Source organism: Rothia sp. QJM3NY_36, assembly GCF_056173115.1.
This window is the reverse complement of record NZ_CM149658.1, coordinates 430,022-446,560: the sequence shown is the minus strand read 5'-3', so window position 1 is coordinate 446,560 and position 16,539 is coordinate 430,022. Positions and strand designations below refer to the sequence as shown.

Annotated in this window: 15 protein-coding genes, 1 tRNA gene and 1 pseudogene; 12 read left to right on the top strand and 5 right to left on the bottom strand. The window is 71.7% G+C overall.

Annotation, left to right across the window (positions count from 1 at the left end; translation table 11 throughout):
* The 4 genes from AC0VXQ_RS01945 to AC0VXQ_RS01930 all read left to right on the top strand — a co-directional run bounded on the left by AC0VXQ_RS01945 (window position 1) and on the right by AC0VXQ_RS01930 (window position 5,343).
* The gene (locus tag AC0VXQ_RS01945) at window positions 1-2,484 is read left to right on the top strand and encodes a hypothetical protein (RefSeq protein ID WP_475528912.1); all 2,484 of its coding nucleotides are present in this window, start codon (window positions 1-3) and stop codon (window positions 2,482-2,484) included.
* 76 nt (window positions 2,485-2,560) lie between these two features.
* Window positions 2,561-3,994 carry a cardiolipin synthase gene (gene cls / locus AC0VXQ_RS01940; RefSeq protein ID WP_058730551.1) on the top strand — a complete coding sequence of 478 codons (1,434 nt, stop codon included), beginning with the start codon at window positions 2,561-2,563 and terminating at the stop codon, window positions 3,992-3,994.
* Window positions 3,995-4,150: 156 nt separating this feature from the next.
* Window positions 4,151-4,933: an N-acyl homoserine lactonase family protein gene (locus tag AC0VXQ_RS01935; RefSeq protein ID WP_475528911.1), complete on the top strand. Its 783-nt coding sequence runs from the start codon at window positions 4,151-4,153 to the stop codon at window positions 4,931-4,933.
* Complete coding sequence (locus tag AC0VXQ_RS01930; protein WP_174520369.1) at window positions 4,930-5,343, top strand: FmdB family zinc ribbon protein; 414 nt, start codon at window positions 4,930-4,932, stop codon at window positions 5,341-5,343. Before AC0VXQ_RS01935 ends, AC0VXQ_RS01930 begins: the two co-directional genes overlap by 4 nt.
* Window positions 5,344-5,391: 48 nt before the next feature.
* On the opposite strand, the gene AC0VXQ_RS01925 is transcribed toward AC0VXQ_RS01930, so the two are convergent.
* Entirely contained in the window at window positions 5,392-6,525 is a 1,134-nt protein-coding gene (locus AC0VXQ_RS01925) for an alcohol dehydrogenase catalytic domain-containing protein (RefSeq protein ID WP_133566396.1), read from the bottom strand.
* Window positions 6,526-6,752: 227 nt separating this feature from the next.
* Here AC0VXQ_RS01925 and AC0VXQ_RS01920 point away from each other — a divergent pair, with 227 nt between their 5' ends.
* From AC0VXQ_RS01920 to AC0VXQ_RS01905, 4 genes are all read left to right on the top strand, one after another.
* Window positions 6,753-7,286, top strand: a complete 534-nt coding sequence (locus tag AC0VXQ_RS01920) for a Dps family protein (RefSeq protein WP_058730544.1) — start codon at window positions 6,753-6,755, stop codon at window positions 7,284-7,286.
* Between the two features lie 193 nt (window positions 7,287-7,479).
* Window positions 7,480-7,644 (top strand): hypothetical protein, encoded by a 165-nt coding sequence (locus AC0VXQ_RS01915; protein WP_165596158.1) that lies wholly within the window; start codon window positions 7,480-7,482, stop codon window positions 7,642-7,644.
* Between the two features lie 2 nt (window positions 7,645-7,646).
* Entirely contained in the window at window positions 7,647-8,144 is a 498-nt protein-coding gene (locus AC0VXQ_RS01910; RefSeq protein ID WP_196825800.1) for an RNA polymerase sigma factor, read from the top strand.
* A gap of 89 nt (window positions 8,145-8,233) precedes the next feature.
* Entirely contained in the window at window positions 8,234-8,785 is a 552-nt protein-coding gene (locus tag AC0VXQ_RS01905; protein WP_224799800.1) for a methylated-DNA--[protein]-cysteine S-methyltransferase, read from the top strand.
* Between the two features lie 186 nt (window positions 8,786-8,971).
* Here AC0VXQ_RS01905 and AC0VXQ_RS01900 read toward each other — a convergent pair.
* A tRNA-Lys gene (locus tag AC0VXQ_RS01900) sits at window positions 8,972-9,044 on the bottom strand.
* A 171-nt stretch (window positions 9,045-9,215) separates the two neighbouring features.
* Between AC0VXQ_RS01900 and AC0VXQ_RS01895 the strand changes: the two genes are divergently transcribed.
* Window positions 9,216-9,905 carry a hypothetical protein gene (locus tag AC0VXQ_RS01895; RefSeq protein ID WP_058730546.1) on the top strand — a complete coding sequence of 230 codons (690 nt, stop codon included), beginning with the start codon at window positions 9,216-9,218 and terminating at the stop codon, window positions 9,903-9,905.
* 88 nt (window positions 9,906-9,993) lie between these two features.
* Here AC0VXQ_RS01895 and AC0VXQ_RS01890 read toward each other — a convergent pair whose 3' ends face one another.
* The 3 genes and pseudogenes from AC0VXQ_RS01890 to AC0VXQ_RS01880 all read right to left on the bottom strand — a co-directional run bounded on the left by AC0VXQ_RS01890 (window position 9,994) and on the right by AC0VXQ_RS01880 (window position 12,551).
* The gene (locus tag AC0VXQ_RS01890) at window positions 9,994-10,686 is read right to left on the bottom strand and encodes a sugar phosphate isomerase/epimerase family protein (RefSeq protein WP_397548257.1); all 693 of its coding nucleotides are present in this window, start codon (window positions 10,684-10,686) and stop codon (window positions 9,994-9,996) included.
* A 158-nt stretch (window positions 10,687-10,844) separates the two neighbouring features.
* Complete coding sequence (locus AC0VXQ_RS01885) at window positions 10,845-11,714, bottom strand: alpha/beta fold hydrolase (protein WP_064725428.1); 870 nt, start codon at window positions 11,712-11,714, stop codon at window positions 10,845-10,847.
* Window positions 11,711-12,551: pseudogene (locus AC0VXQ_RS01880) on the bottom strand (SDR family oxidoreductase). The gene AC0VXQ_RS01885 and the pseudogene AC0VXQ_RS01880 overlap by 4 nt, the downstream one beginning before the upstream one ends.
* Before the next feature lie 237 nt (window positions 12,552-12,788).
* Between AC0VXQ_RS01880 and AC0VXQ_RS01875 the strand changes: the two are divergent.
* The 3 genes from AC0VXQ_RS01875 (at window position 12,789) to AC0VXQ_RS01865 (ending at window position 16,488) form a co-directional block, all read left to right on the top strand.
* The gene (locus AC0VXQ_RS01875) at window positions 12,789-13,388 is read left to right on the top strand and encodes a YdhK family protein (RefSeq protein WP_058730548.1); all 600 of its coding nucleotides are present in this window, start codon (window positions 12,789-12,791) and stop codon (window positions 13,386-13,388) included.
* Complete coding sequence (locus tag AC0VXQ_RS01870) at window positions 13,385-15,622, top strand: heavy metal translocating P-type ATPase (protein ID WP_058730549.1); 2,238 nt, start codon at window positions 13,385-13,387, stop codon at window positions 15,620-15,622. Before AC0VXQ_RS01875 ends, AC0VXQ_RS01870 begins: the two co-directional genes overlap by 4 nt.
* Window positions 15,623-15,792: 170 nt before the next feature.
* Window positions 15,793-16,488 (top strand): YczE/YyaS/YitT family protein, encoded by a 696-nt coding sequence (locus AC0VXQ_RS01865; protein WP_058730554.1) that lies wholly within the window; start codon window positions 15,793-15,795, stop codon window positions 16,486-16,488.
* Window positions 16,489-16,539: the final 51 nt, after the last annotated feature.

Sequence of the window (16,539 nt, the reverse complement as noted above, 5' to 3'; positions counted from 1 at the left end):
ATGCCCCTCGGTTCCCTGCTGCCCGACGATCCCCTGCGGCTGTGGCGCATCGTGACCGACCTCAGCCCGCGCGCCCTGCCGGTGCCGGGCCCGGCCGGGCCGGCGGAGACGGTCAAGGACTACCTCCCGGAGCACCACCTGCCCTGGGAGCCAGTGACCGGGCACCTGAGCCTGCATCGGGAGCGCACCTGGCGCCATCGGGTCTACGCCGGCCTGGTGGATCACGCCCGGCTGGTCGCCGGCGCCGTCGCGGCGGGGACGATGCCGGAGACCCCCGACGACGCCTCCGCCGGGAAGGCTTCGGAGTCGAGGCGACCGCAGGAGCTCACCGCCGTGTTCGCCCTGGAGGTCGACGAGGAGGGCCGGGTGCTGCCGGAGACCCTCGAGCTGTCCCGGGCCGCCTGGCGAGCAGCCGGTGCCCCCGGTCCGGACTACGCGAGCCAGCTGCCGCGGTGGCGCGAGCAGCTGCTGGAGCACTGGGCGCACCGGGAGGTGCTGATCCGCGGCCGGGGGCAGCCGGGTGACGGCGGGCGGCGGCTCACCCAGGAGGATCTGGCGCAGGCGCTGAGCCTGACCGACCGGATCCTGGGCGAGGGAATCCTCTCGGGGCCGGTCTCAGCGACGGTGCGGGTGGCCAGCCGCCGGGTGCGCCGCACCAGCCGCCCCGAAGGCTCCCCGCGCGTGCCGGTGCTGAACCACCCCAGCGCGGCCGCGCTGGACCGGGCCGACCACCGCACCCGCTTCCGCCAGGCCGCGGCCGGGCTGCTCGGGGTGGACGCCCCGGAGCATCCCGCCGACGTCATGGACTCCCGCACCCGCCTGTACTACGCCGTCGCCCCTCAGCAGGTGCCCCTCGGCGCGCCGGAGCCCTCCCCGGCCACGGCGGCCACCCAGTTCGCGGTGGACGCGGCCCTGAGCCGGCTCGGCGCGCGCGAGGGCCTGTGGACCTGCCCACCGCGCACGGCCGCCGGGACACCCGGACCGGAGACCTCCCGGGAGATCGCCGCCGCGATCCTCGTGCACCGGGCCCGCGCCCTGGCCGAGATCCCGGATCCCGCGGAGGTCTTCGACCCCGAGCCCCTGCCCTGGACCCCGGGGCGCACCGTGCCCGTGCCGCACCCGGACCTGGCCGGGCACGAGTTCCTGCACGCCGTCGTGGACCCGGCCTCCAGCGCCTCCGGCCCGGTGCCGGGCACCGGACCCTACGGGGTGCGGGTGGTCCTGGCCCCCGGGATGCCCGAGCATCCTCCCTTCCAGGCGCTGCCCGCCGGACGCGAGATCGGGGTGATCGATGCGATCGACGCCGTCCTCAACGCCCTGCCGCGCGCCGGCGCCGATCCCGCGGCGGATCAGGGCGAGTGGGAGCGCACCGCCGACGCCGCCCTGGCCGCCCAGGAGCGCACCCGCGAGCTGCTGGCCTCCCGGCAGCGCTTCCACGAGGCGGTGCCCCTGCTGCTGCGGGCGGAGGAGATGACCCGGGACATCGGGCAGAACATCCGCGATGCCCAAGCCTCCGTGGACGCCCTCACGGCGGACCTGGTGCGGGCCGAGCGGGCGCACCGCACCGCCCAGATGCGCCGGCACGGGCTCAGCGACGCGATCGCCGCGCATCTGCACGAGGAGCCGGGCGTCTGGCGCCGGGCCGCGAGCCTGGGCCGGGCCCGGGTGCCGTGGCGGGAGCGGCTGGAGGACCTGCGCACCGCGCAGGAGACGGCCGCCCGGGAGGAGGACGCCTGCCAGACCCGGGTGGGCGCGGCCCGCCGTCGGCTGCATGCGGCCCAGCAGAACCGGGACGGGCTGCGCGATGAGCTGGAGCAGTCCCAGGAGACGGCCCGGGCCCTGCAGGCGGAGCTGGCGGCTTACCCGCACCCGGAGCACGCGATCGACCAGGAGTGGCTGGGCGGCGGCTGGTCCGGGACCGGTCCGGCCTGCCCGTGGCTGGATCCCGAGGTGCAGCGGGCCCGGACCGGGACCTACCGACTGGCGGTGCGCCTGCACGCCCTGACCCTACTGCACCTGCCCCGGGAGTTCCGGGACGGGCTGAAGGCCGCCCGCGATGTGCTCTCCGGGCGCCCGGTGCCCTCCGCAGAGGTCATGCTCGCGGCGGTGCAGGTGCTCAGCGCGATCTTCCCCAAGATCCGCGTGGACCCGAACCTGCTGCCGAGTCTGCTGCGCGGCCTCGGCGAGCGCCGGATCGGCTGGCTGCTCTACGACGACGCCGCCCGCGTCTCCCCGGCCGTGGCCTACGCGGGTCTGCTGGGGGCCCGGCGCGGCGTGCTGCTGCCCGGTCCCCCGGGACGGCAGGCGGCCGGCGAGCCGGCGGCCGGGCCGACGTTCCTGGCACCCGACGCCGCGGCGCAGCGGGCCCTGGCCCGGGCGGCGTCGTGCGGGGCCTCCTGGGCCCCGGCGGTCTCCAGCGCCTACGATCTGGGGCTGGGCCGGGAGGCCGCGGCGTCGGGGACCGCGGGCGCAGGAACGCCCTGAGGGCGGAGGGGGCGGCCTCCCGTACACTGACACGGTGAGTTACTCCCTGCTGAACATCCCCGGTCTGCCGCAGTGGATGGACATCACCCTGGTGGTCGTGGATGCGGTCATCCGGATCATCGCGCTGTGCTGGATCCCGTACAACCGGAAGCCGGCCGTGGCGCTGGGGTGGCTCATGGCGATCTTCCTCATCCCGTACATCGGCATCATCGCGTTCCTGGTGATCGGCTCCCGCTATCTGCCCAAGTCCCGACGGCAGCGTCAGTCGCGGATGAACGAGCTGATCCGCGAGCAGATCGGGGATCAGGCGATCCTGGGTCGGCACGACCATCTGCGGGAGCCGGCGGTGGCCGCCGCTCAGCTGAACTACCGGCTAGGCTCCCTGCCGCTGACCGGCGGCAACTCCTTCGAGCTGCTGCCGGACAACCACGAGTCCATCCGGGTGATGGCCGACGCCGTGGACCGGGCGCGGGAGTACGTGCACTTCGAGTTCTACATCGTCGCCTACGACCAGACCTCCGCTCCCCTGATCGACGCCCTGTTCCGGGCGCATGAGCGCGGGGTCAAGGTGCACATCCTCATCGACCACCTGGGCTCGGCCGGGTATCCCGGCTACGGCGAGCTGGTGAAGATGCTGGATCGCTCCGGGATCTCCTGGCACCGGATGCTGCCGATCCGGCCGTGGCGCCTGGAGTGGCAGCGCCCGGACCTGCGCAACCACCGGAAGATCCTCGTCATCGACGGCAACCTCGCCTTCTCCGGCTCGCAGAACATCATCGACCGCTCGTACAACAAGCCGAAGAACCTGCGCAAAGGCCTGCAGTGGAAGGACCTGATGCTGCGCATCGAGGGACCGCTGGTGGATGAGCTGAACGCCCTGTTCATCTCCGACTGGTACTCGGAGACCGAGGATCTGCTGCTGGATGAGGTGGACCAGGAGCTGCCCTCGATCGACGGTGGGGTGATGGCCCAGGCGGTGCCCTCCGGGCCGGGCTTCGACACGGAGAACAACCTGCGGCTGATCAACCAGCTGATCTACAACGCCGAGGACCGGGTGCTGATCTGCTCCCCGTACCTCATCCCGGACGATTCCCTGAAGATGGCGCTGACCACGGCCGCGCAGTCCGGGATCGACGTGACGCTGATCGTGTGCGCGAAGGGCGACCAGTTCTTCGCCCACTACGGCCAGCAGTCCTACTACGACAGCCTGCTGGAGGCCGGGGTGCGGATCATGCTCTACCCCGCCCCGACGGTGCTGCACACGAAGTTCGTCCTGGTGGACCACGATATGACCTGCCTGGGCTCGTCCAACATGGATGTGCGCTCCTTCTCCCTGAACCTGGAGGTGACGATGATGCTGCTCAGCGAGGAGATCACCGCCCAGGTGCAGGACGTCGCCGAGCGGTACATGGCCGTCTCCGACGAGGTGGACCTGGAGCAGTGGCGCAGCCGCCCGCTGCGCACCAAGGCCCTGGAGAACGTCTGCCGCCTGACCTCCGCGCTGCTGTAGCTTCTCGGAAGGGGCGGAAGCAGAGTCGGGTGTGGCCCCGGCGTCGGATCGTTGACATGGCCACGCCCAGATGGCATTGTGCTCTGCATTACACCGTCGATCCGAAGGACGGTGTCCGCCATGGACATGAGGGCGCACGTGCTGCACTCCGGAGACATGGAGGCCGACTACACCTGGCTCCTCCTCAAACCCGAGCGCATCATCAAACCCTTCAGTCAGCGGGACGCCCCGCGCGAATTCGGTCTCGTTCCAACGCACGCCGTGCTCGTCGAGACACCCGAGGGGCGGATGCTCTGGGATACCGGTGTCCCTCGAAACTGGGCCAGTCGCTGGCAGCCGACCGGCTTCGACCAGTTCTTCCCGGTGGTCGATGACGCCGAAGACCCGGAAGCCTCCTATCTGGACCGCAGCCTTGCCCGGATGGGACTGAGCACCGAGAACATCGACCTGCTGGTGCTCAGCCACCTGCACTTCGACCATGCGGCCAATGCCCGAGCCTTCGACAACGGGAAGACCAGGATCCTCACCAGCACCGCCGAGCTGGAGAGAGTCAAGGGGATCACCGGCTACCACGAAGGCGCGAATATCCCCTCTGACTACGAGGGTCTGGACATCGGCGGCATCAGCGGCGATGAGGAGATCCTGCCGGGTGTCACCCTCCTGCAGACGCCGGGTCACACCTGGGGAACGATGTCCCTGATGCTGGATCTGCCCGACGAGGGGACGAAGATCTTCACCTCCGACGCCGTGTACATGCGGGATTCCTGGGGCCCTCCGGCCGTGGGGGCCGCGATCGTCTGGAACAATCTGGCCTGGCTGGACTCGGTGGAGAAGCTGCGCCGCATCGCCGAGGAGAAAGAGGCACAGGTCTTCTTCGGACACGACGCCGATCAGGCAGCTCACGAGATCCGCTGGGCCCCAGAGGGGCACTACTCATGATCCTCCACGACTTCCTCTGCGAGGCTCAGCATCGCTTCGAAGCTGGGTTGCCCACCATGGATGCGCCGAATCCGCCGTGTCCTATCTGCGGCGCTGCTGCACGGAAGAGGCTGTCGTCGGTCAACATCGGCAACCGGGCCGATGCCGGGCCGTCCCGTGAGCAGATGCCGCACAGCTGGGAGGGCGCCGGCCGGGGAGATCCCGACGTCCTGCACCACTGGCGGAAGACCATCGAACGCCGAGAGAAGCTCGAGGAGAAGTACCCCGAGCTCGCCGGCGACCGTCGTCCGGTGCTGGCTCATGAGGGGATCTTCGCCGGCCGTCCGCTGCGTGCGGGCGATGATGTGGGTCAGGCGATCGGCGATGCCCTCGCCTCAAGGGCGACACCGCCACGGAAGGACTCTCCCTGAGGCGGCATCGCTCTCCGGCTCGGCCGAGAGCCGATATCGCACCCGGTGTCACTGGGCCTGATCGGACTCCTCGAAGAGGATGATCTGCCGGATCGCCCGAGCCTCAGCCAGCGTGTCCATGGCCTCGTTGATGTCCTCCAGCCGGATGCGGGAGGAGACGAGCTCCTCCACGGGCAGGTCCCCATCGCGCCACAGCTGCTCATACCGCGGAATGTCCCGGGAGGGGACCGCCGATCCCAAGTAGCTGCCGATGACGCTGCGCGCCTCCGAGGTCAGGACCACAGGGTGGATCACCGACTCGGCCGAAGGGCTGGGCAGTCCGACGGTCACGGTCCGTCCCCCCACCGCAGTCGCCGCAAACGCCGTCTCGAAAGCCCGCGGATGCCCCGCAGCCTCGATGACCAGATCCGCCGTGATTCCCTGCTCAGCGACCTGCTCCGGGGTCCACACCTCGTCGGCTCCCAGCTCGGAAGCGCGCTTCAGCTTGGCTTCCTGCGCATCGACGCCGATGACCTTGCCCTTGCCGAGCCCGATGGCCGTCAGCAGCGCGGCGATGCCCACCCCACCGAGACCCACGACCATGATCGTGTCTCCCTCCTGGGGATCGCCGGCATTGACCACCGCTCCTCCGCCGGTCAGCACCGCACACCCCAGCGGTGCCGCAGCTTCGGGAGGCACGTCCTCCCCGATCTTGACGACGCTGGACTCGTGGACCACTGCATGAGTGGCGAATGCCGAGACTCCGAGATGGTGCAGGACCTCCTCTCCGTCCGGCCGATGCAGGCGGAGCTTCTTCCCTCCACCCGGCAGATATCCGGCAGTGTTGGACTCCGTGCCGCGGGAACAGGGCAGCTTGCCGTCCGTGCGGCAGTTCGCGCATTCACCGCAGCGCGGCAGGAACACCGTGACCACGTGATCTCCGACGGACAGACCTGCCACTCCCGGGCCGACCTCCTCGACGACCCCTGTGCCCTCATGCCCCAGAGCCATCGGCAGAGGTCGCGGTCGGTTGCCGTCCACCACGGAAAGATCGGAATGGCAGACGCCGGCGGCCGTCATCCGCAGCAGCACCTCTCCTTCCTGCGGCGGATCCAGTTCGAGCTCCTCGATGGCCAGCGGCTTGGAGTCGGCATAGGGACGCTCGGCCTCCATCGTGGTCAGGACAGCGGCGCGGATCTTCATGGTGTGCTCCTCAGCGACATGACACAGCGGTCGATCCCGCGATGGGTGCGGGAATCACATCCCACGCTACTCCGAGACCCAGACCACATCCATCCGCCGTCTGTGGCCCCGGCATCGGCCTGCTGTGATGCGCGGAGCCTTCGGCTGACAGCTCAAACCCCTTGTGGGAGGGCGGTTGCGGTGGTGATGTGGAAGGGAAGCGAACGAGTTCGAGAAGGAGTGAGGACATGACCGAGACCGTCACCGTTCCGCAGCCCGCCGGAGACACCAAGACCCGCGTGGAGAACGCCGAGCACGGGTTCGTCGCGCCGAAAGAGCTGCGCGACAGCCTGCAGAAGGTGCTCGTGGACCTGATCGCCCTGCATATGGTGGGCAAGCAGGCGCACTGGAACATCGTCGGCCCCAACTTCCGGGACCTGCACCTGAACCTGGACGAGATCGTGGAGATCGCCCGCGAGGCCTCCGACACCGTGGCCGAGCGCATGCGCGCCCTGCACGCCACCCCGGACGGGCGCCCCACCGTCGTCGCGGCCGCCTCGACCCTGCCGGAGATGCCGCAGGGCGAGGTGCTCACCACGGACGCGATCGACGAGATCGTCACCGCGGTGGAGGCCACCACCAACACCATCCGCGAGGTCCACGACACCGTGGACGAGGCCGACCCGACCTCCGCGGACATCCTGCACAGCATCCTCGAGAAGCTCGAGCAGCAGTCCTGGTTCATCAGCGCCGAGACCCGCCGCCCCGCCGCGGCCCGCTGAGACCCGGGGCGCGCTGAGACCCCGGTTTCGTTCTGAGATCCCGCGTTCGTGCTGAGATACCGCCCGACGTGCAGCATCTCGACACGAACCCCGCATCTCAGCAGGAGCCCCGCGCACGACGAAGACCCCGCTCCGGCACCAGCCGGGGCGGGGTCTTCTGCGATGCGCCCGGACAGGGAGGACCGCGGCACATGTGGACGAGGCCACCTCACATCCGCCGGTGCTGACGCGTCTACAGCATGAGCAGACGGAGGAGATGATCATGATGACCAGGCGACACACGGTGATCCAGACGGCGCTGGGCGATCGCAGGCTCGCTCAGCAGCTCGGCCCGGCCGGCGCGACTACCGTGGGATGACGATGCGACTTCCCTTAGACCAGGCCGTGACCCGGCACGGCGAGACCGTGCTGCGGGTCTGCCGAGCCGTGCTCGGTCCCGGGCTCGACGCCGATGACGCCTGGTCCGAGACGTTCCTGGCCGCGCTGAAGACCTGGCCGGACCTGCCGGAGGAGACGAACACGGAGGCCTGGCTGGTGCGGGTTGCCCGCCGCAAGGCGATCGACGTCGTCCGCGCCCGGGCCCGGCACGCGACCCCCAGCGACGACCTCCCCGAGCGGGTCTCCTCCCTGGGCACCCCGGGCGATGACGAGCACGGGGTGTGGGCCGCGGTGGCGGGGCTGCCGGAGCGGCAGCGGCTGGCGATCGCCTACCACTACCTCGGCGGTCTGCCGCACACCGAGACCGCCGCGATCATCGGCTCAAGCCCCGACGCGGTGCGCAGAGCCGCCTCGGACGGCATCAGGAGACTGCGGCAGACCTACCACGACGGCGAGCACACGGAAGGAGCACCCCGATGACCGACAGCATGCCCGCAGGCGCGAGCCTTCCGACCGGTGACGGCGAGGGAGCCGAGTGTGCCGCCCTCTTCCCGATCGAACCCGGGGCGATGGCCGATCTCCACGCGCGCCTGGCCGCACGGGCCGGTGAGCACGGACTGCTCGACGTCGCCTACCGCACGATCGACACCCCCGTCGGTCCGCTGCTGCTGGCCGCGACCGAGACGGGGCTGGTGCGCGTGGCCTACGAACGCGAGGACTTCGACGCGGTGCTGACATCGCTGGCGGAGAGGATCAGCCCGCGGGTGCTGGAGGCCCCCCGTCGCCTGGATGCGGTGGCCGCCGAGATCGACGAGTACTTCGCCGGCCGTCGACGCGCCTTCGACGTGCCGCTGGATTACGCGCTGTCCTCGGGGTTCCGCCGGACCGTGCAGCATTGCCTGCCGCACATCGACTACGGCCGCACCCGCTCCTACAAGGAGGTCGCCGAACTCGTCGGGAATCCGCGGGCCGTCCGCGCCGTCGGCACGGCCTGCGCGACCAACCCGCTGCCGGTCGTGGTGCCCTGTCACCGGGTGCTGCGCGCCGACGGCGGCCTCGGCGGCTACATCGGCGGTCTGGACGCGAAGACGACCCTGCTGAGACTGGAGCAGGCGGCATGACCCCGACGGCGGCCCGCTGAGGTCCCGGATGTGTGCTGAGATCCCACTTTCGTGCTGAGATACCGCACGCCGTGCGGCATCTCAGCACGAACGGCGCATCTCAACACGAAGGCCTCATCTGAAGCGCGGACGCCGCATACGACGAGGACCCCGTCCCGGCTGCTGCCGGTGCGGGGTCCTCTGCGGTGCGCCCTGTGGGGCTCGAACCCACGACCCAGGGATTAAAAGTCCCTTGCTCTACCAACTGAGCTAAAGGCGCGCAACACCTCACACTACCGGCCCGACGACGGGCCCCTCAACTCCCCCGGCCCCGCACCGACACCGCCGAAGCCCCCTGTCGGCCCGGCCTCCTGCGGGATCGGTTATTGTCCTCGTCCGCCGGTGGCGCAGAGAACTGCGGGTGGCCCGGGGCCGGTCCTACACTGTTCGGATGCCCGAGAAGCCTGCCGCGCGCCACCACCGTCCCGTGAAGTTCTCCCCCGCGATGTTCGACCAGCGCGAGGGCGGCACCGACCCGGAGACCCTCAGCCAGGCCGCGCACACCTCCGCCTGGGCCCTGCTCACCCGCGGGCGGGCCAACCGGGACCCGGAGGTCACGGCCCGGCTCGTGGAGTTCACGGACCGCTTCGGGGTGGAGGCCCTCGCGCAGATGTGGGCGCAGGCCCCGGCGGTCTCCCTGCCCGGCGCGCTGTGGCGCATCCACGCCCTGCGGGACACGGTGCGCCGGGACCCCGCGCGCATCGGCGAGTACTACCGCCTGGGCCAGGACACCGCGGAGGTCTCCCGCGTGGTGGCCGGCGTCGCGGATCCGCCGGACGCGGAGGAGGTGTGCCGCACCGTGGATGAGATCCTCACCGGCGCGTACACCGGGCAGTTCGACGTCGCCCTGGAGCGCTTCGCAGCCTTCTGCCGCGTCATCGCCCTGGGTCAGAGCCTCGCCGCGGACCGCACCGACGCCGCCGTCATCCCCCACCGGCCGGGAGCCGCCAGCGAGTTCTTCGCCGACCCGGGCTCCCACCCGGCCGGCACCCGGATGACCCGCGCCTCCCGGCGGCTGATCGGCACCGCCGAGCAGCTGGAGGCCGCCGCCGCGGCGTGGCGGGCCGGCACCCTCGACTGAGCCCGCCCCACCCGGCGGCCTCGCCCGCGCCCCCAGGCCACGTCCGCAGGTCCCACAGCTCAGGCGGGGGCGCCCCGACCGGGTCGGCTCAGGCGGCCCGCTCCCACGCCTGCTCCAGGGCATCCCGGTTCTGCCGGATCAGGGCGCGCAGGTCCCCGTCGTACAGGGAATCCGGCACCCCCTGGGAGAAGATCTCCACCACGCAGGCCCCGGTGTAGCCGGACTCGGCCAGCGCGTGCAGCAGCCGCCCGGTGGGGATCGGCCCGGTGCCCACGCTGCGCCGGTCCATCCCGGAGCGCGGGGTGCGCCAGTCGCTGACCTGCAGGATCGAGATCAGCTCGCCGTGGCTGCGGATCCCCTCCTCCAGCAGGGGGTCCTGCCACAGGTTCCAGGTGTCCAGGCACAGCCCCAGGCCCTCGACGCCGGTCCGCTCGATCAGCTCGACCGCCTGGGCGAAGGTCCAGATCATCGTCTCCGCGTTCAGGGAGATCGGGTTCAGCGGCTCCACCGCCAGGCGCACCCCCAGGTCCGCGGCCACCGGCGCCAGCTCCCGGTGGAAGCGCACGGCCTCCTCCAGGCCGCGGTGCATGTCCCCGTCCGGGGCGGGCCCGGTGTTGGTCACGAACACCGCCCCGGGGGCCACCGGGGCCAGCCGCTCCAGGCTGGCCCGGTAGGCGGCGATCCGCTCGTCGGCGCCCTTCGGGCTCGGCTGCATCGCGCTGGGCACGGCCGTGCGCACCGCGGGCTGCACCGAGCACACCGGCAGCCCGGACTCCCGCAGGGCCTCCAGCTGCTCCCGGCCCGCAGCACCCTCGGCCAGCTTGGCCTAGCACAGCTCGAAGGTCTGCACCCCGAGGTCCGCGCACTCGCGCAGGTCCCGCTCGAAGCTCCACGGCTGGGTGGTGAACTCGTTCATCCCGAAGGCGAAGGGCATCCCGCTCATCGGTCCGCCTCCGCCAGGAACTCCCGGACCGTCTCGACGAAGGCCTGCGGCTCGTCCAGGAACAGCGCGTGGCGGCTGTCCTCGAAGATCCGCTCCCGGGCGTCGGGCAGGTGCTCGGCCACCCAGTGCGGGCCGCGCCAGTCGAAGACGACGTTGCGCCGGGCCACGCACACCAGGGCCGGCACGGACAGGTGCGGGATGACGTCGCGCCAGTCCAGGCGCGTGTGGTTCTGCATCACCGCGTTGCGCACCTCCGGGCGGCACCGGCCCATCTCCGCCAGGAACAGCTCCCGCTCCCGCTCGGTGGGCTCGCGCTGCAGGATGGTCGGCACCTGCTCGCGGTCCTGGCCGGCCGGGTCGGCGGCGATGGCGGCCTGCAGGCCGGCCAGGGCGGCGTCGTCCCAGCACTGGGCGTGGGCCCACGGCCAGTCCGCGGTGCGGTACTGCGCCGGGGTCTGGTCGATGTACACGGCCTGGGCGACCCTCGCGGAGCCGAAGGACTCCAGCAGACCCCAGATGATCGGGCAGCCCAGGGACCACCCGATGAGGGTGGCCTCGCGCAGATCCAGGGCCTCCAGCAGCTCGTGCAGGTCCGCGCTGAGCCGGGACATCCGGTACCCGTGGTCCGGGGACTCGGAGCGTCCGTGCCCGCGCAGATCCAGGCGGATCACCCGGTGCCCGCGGGCCAGCTCGGAGGCGACGCCGTCGAAGAACCTCCCGGAGAAGGTCCACCCGTGGATCATGACCACGGGCCGACCGGCGCCCTCGTCGGTGTAGGACAGGCGCACCCCGTCCGAGGTGGTGATGGTGTGGCGTTCGACGGCGCCCGTCGTCTCGGCGGCGGTCTCGGAGTCGACGGCGCTCATAGGATCGGCTGACCTCCCGTGACGGCCACGCGGGCCCCGGAGACGTAGCTGGACTCGTCCGCGGCGAGCATGACGTAGGCGGGCGCGAGCTCGGCCGGCTGCCCGGCCCGGCCCACGGGGTAGTCCCCGCCGAAGTCCTCGACCATCTCCTCCGGCATGGTCGCCGGGATCAGCGGGGTCCAGATGGGGCCCGGGGCCACGGAGTTGGCGCGGATGCCGCGCGGGGCCAGGGACTGGGAGAGGGAGCCGATCATGTTGGCGATCCCCGCCTTCGTCGCGTTGTAGGCCAGCAGCTGCTGCGGGGGCATATCCGAGTTCACGGAGGTGGAGCCGATGATGCTGGAACCCGGCTGCATGTGCGGCACGGCGGCCTTGACCAGGTGGAACATCGCGGAGAGGTTGGTGGCCAGGGTGAAGTCCCATTCCTCATCCGGGATGTCGGTGATCTGCTCGCGGACCATCTGGAACGCGGCGTTGGAGACCAGCACGTCGATGCCGCCCAGCTCCTCCACGGTGCGGCGCACCAGCTCCCGGCAGTGCTCGGGGTCGGTGAGATCCCCGGGGACCAGCACGGCCTTCCGGCCGACCTCGCGCACCCACCGGGCGGGTCTGCTCGGCGTCGTCGTGCTCGTCGTAGTAGGAGATCACCAGGTCCGCGCCCTCCCGGGCGTAGGCGATGGCGACGGCGCGGCCGATGCCGCTGTCCCCGGCGGTCAGCAGCACGCGCTTGCCCTCCAGGCGCCCGCTGCCGCGGTAGGACTGCTCGCCGTGATCCGGCTGGGGGTCCATGGCCGCGGTGGAGCCGGGCCAGGGCTGGGTCTGCGCGGGGATCTGCATCGGGTCCTGCCTTTCCTCGGGAACGGCGCCCGAGGAGCGGGCGCGCATCCCCAGGCTACCGCCGTCGGACGGGCCCGCACCCCTCCCCGACCGGCATTCGCGCTGATCACAGCCGGGAAGGTGGTCAGGATCGGCCGTCTGCCCCCACCGCCCGTGAATACCCCCTGGGGGTACTTGACAGGGGGTGTACTACTGAAAGGAGAAGGACCCACCGCACCGAGAGGAACCATCATCGCCATGCCGCATCTGCGCACCGCCCCCGCCGCGGCCTCCCTCGCGGCCGCCGTCGTCCTGCTCGCCGGCTGCTCCGCCGGCGGCGACGCCGATTCCCACCCCGCGGAGCACGCGACGGGCGCCGCGTCCTCCGCCAGCGCCTCCCCCGCGGCCAGCATGTCCGGGATGGACCACGCCCACTCCCATGGGGACCCGCTGCCCACGGACATCCCCACGGCCCAGAACCCCCGCTACCCGGTGGGCTCCCAGGTGCGCCTGACCACCGATCACATGCAGGGCATGGAGGGCGCCGAAGCCACCGTCGTCGGGGCCTACGACACCTGGACCTACGCCGTGGACTACACCCCGACCACCGGCGGGCCCGAGGTGAAGGACCACCGCTGGGTCGTGCAGCAGGAGATCCGCGACGCCGGCTCCCAGCGCCTGGCCGACGGCACCCGCGTCACCCTGGACGCCGACCACATGGAGGGCATGGACGGGGCTCAGGCCACGATCGTCTCCTCCACCGACGAACCGGTCTACATCGTCGACTACACGACCCCTGACGGACAGACCGTGACCAACCACCGCTGGGTCGTGCAGAGCGAGATGGAGAGCCGATGAGCACCGAGGAGAGCACCCACCACCGCGACGCCGGGAGCGATCCCCACGCCGGGCACGACGAGCACGCCGGCGGCGAGTCCCACGGCCAGCACCGCGACCAGCACAACGGCGGGCACGGGCACTCCGGGCACGGCGGACACGATCAGCACGCCGGGCACGACCACCACGGCGGGCACGCCGGGCACGGCGGCGGGCACATGCAGCACCACGTGATGATGTTCCGCCGGCTGTTCTGGATCATGCTGGTGCTGGCCGTGCCCGTGTCGGTGTTCAGCCACGGCTTCGCCCACCTGCTGGGCTACTCCCTGCCCGATGCCGAGTGGGTCCGCTGGATCGCCCCGGTGCTGGGCACCGTGATGTACGTCTGGGGCGGGAAGCCCTTCCTGAGCGGCGCCGTCTCCGAGATCCGCAGCAAGTCCCCCGGGATGATGCTGCTGATCTCCCTGGGCATCACCGTCGCCTTCCTCTCCTCCTGGGGTGCCACCCTGCACCTGCTGGATTCCGGTCTGGAATTCTGGTGGGAGCTGGCCCTGCTGGTGGTGATCATGCTGCTGGGCCACTGGATCGAGATGCGCTCCCTGGCCCAGACCTCCTCCGCCCTGGACTCCCTGGCAGCCCTCCTGCCGGATGAGGCGGAGAAGGTCGAGGGCGAGAACGTCGTCACCGTCTCCCCGGACGAGCTGGCGGTGGACGACGTCGTGCTGGTGCGTCCCGGCTCCTCCGTCCCGGCCGATGGGACGATCCTCGAGGGCGCCGCCGCGATGGACGAGTCCATGGTCACCGGGGAGTCCCGGACCGTGCGCCGCGGGAAGGGCGAGCACGTGGTGGCCGGGACCATCGCGACCGACTCGGGGCTGCGCGTGCAGATCACCGCGACCGGCGAGGACACGGCCCTGGCCGGGATCCGCCGGCTGGTGGATGACGCCCAGTCCTCCTCGACCCGCGCCCAGCTGCTGGCCGACCGGGCCGCGGCCTGGCTGTTCTGGTTCGCGCTGGGCGCGGCGGTGATCACCGCGATCGTGTGGTTCGCGCTGGGTCGCCCGGACGACGCCGTCGTGCGCACCGTGTCCGTGCTGGTCATCGCCTGCCCGCACGCCCTGGGCCTGGCGATCCCGCTGGTGGTCTCCCTGGCCACCGAGCGCGCCGCGAAGGCGGGGGTGCTCATCTCCAACCGCTCCGCCCTGGAGGCCATGCGCCGGGTGGACACCGTGTTCTTCGACAAGACCGGGACCCTGACCCGCGGGGAGCCGGCCGTCACCGCGGTGGACCCGGCCGAGGGCCGGGAGGAGGAGAGCGTGCTGGGGCTGGCGGCGGCCGCCGAGCAGGACAGCGAGCACCCGCTGGCCCGGGCGATCCTCGCCGCCGCCCGGAAGCGCTCCGTGCGGCTGCCGCAGGCGCAGGACTTCACCTCCTCCCCCGCGGTCGGGGTCAGCGCGAGCGTGGACGGCGCGACGGTGGAGGTCGGCGGCCCGCGGCTGCTGGAGCAGCACGACCTCGAGGAGCTGCCCCAGGCCTCCTCCTGGCGCGATGAGGGCGCGATCATCCTGCACGTGGTCGTGGACGGGACGGTGGCCGGGGCTCTGCGCCTGGCCGACGAGGTCCGCCCGGAGTCCCGCGAGGCCGTGGAGGCGCTGCACGCCGCCGGGGTGCAGGTCGCGATGATCACGGGCGATGCCGAGGCGGTGGCCCAGGATGTCGCCGGGAAGCTGGGCATCGACCGGGTCTTCGCCGGGGTGCGCCCGGAGGACAAGTCCGCGAAGGTCGAGCAGGTGCAGGGCGAGGGCCGCCGGGTCGCGATGGTCGGCGACGGCGTGAACGACGCCCCCGCCCTGGCCCGGGCCGACGTCGGCCTGGCCATCGGGGCGGGCACGGACGTGGCGATCGGCTCGGCCGGGGTGGTGCTGGCCTCCTCGGACCCGCGCTCGGTGCTGTCCGTGATCGAGCTGTCCCGGGCGTCGTACCGGAAGATGCGGCAGAACCTGTGGTGGGCCGCCGGGTACAACCTGGTCTCCGTGCCCCTGGCGGCCGGGGTCCTGGCCCCGGTGGGCTTCCTGATGCCGATGAGCGTCGGCGCGCTGCTGATGTCCGCCTCCACCGTGGTGGTCGCGGCCAACGCCCAGCTGCTGCGCCGGCTGGATCTCTCCCCGGAGGCCAGCGCGCAGCGGATCCTGCAGCGCCGCGGCGCCGACAGGACCGAGGCGCAGGAGGTCCAGCACCGCCACGGGACGGCATAGCCCCGGGGACGGAGATCACGTCATCCCAGCCCCGCCCCCGCCTTGGACCCCGGCCGGGGGCGGGGCTACGGTGGGACGATCCCGCCGACGGGGCCGCCGCGCCGTCGTCCCCCGCCGTGTGCACCCACGGCGGGCCCTTCCGACCCGAAACGAGGCCCGACGTGGCGAGCATGACCCACGGGAAGCACCTGTCCGCGGCCGAGATCGCGCTGCGCTCCGCCTACGCCCTGGTCGGGGTGGCCGTCATCGGCCTGGGCGCGGCCATCATGCTGGACGGCGGGGTGGGCGTGGACCCGTTCACCGCGCTGAACACCGGCATCAGCGATCTCATCGGGTGGTCCCTGGGCACCTGGCAGCTGCTGGCCAACGCCATCCTCATCGTCGCCGTGGTGATCTGGGGCCGCGGGTACATCGGCGTCGGCACCGTGATCAACATGGTGCTCACCGGGTACTTCATCACCTGGTTCTCCGCGCTGCTGGATCCCGTCATCCCGGATGACCTGGGACTGGGCGGCAAGGCGCTGTTCTTCCTCCTGGGCATCGCCGTGTTCGACTTCGGCGCCAGCGCCTACATGTCCGCGGGGGTGGGCACCGCCCCGTACGATGCGATCGCCCCGATGATCGTGGACAAGACCCGCTTCTCCTACCGCTGGGTGCGCACGGTGCAGGACATCCTCACCGTGACCTCCGCCTGGCTGTGCAGCGGGCCCGTGGGGGTGGGCACCTTCGCCACCGCCTTCTTCAACGGCCCCCTGATCGAGGCGTTCTCCCAGAAGGTGAACTCGGTGCTGGTGGGCCGCCTGGTGGGCCTCCTGCCGGAGCACCTGCGCAGCGACGAGCACCGCGAGGACCCCACGGAGGGCTGAGCCGCCCGACGTCGCCCCCGCGACCGACCCCTCCGGGCCGGGTCTTGTCCA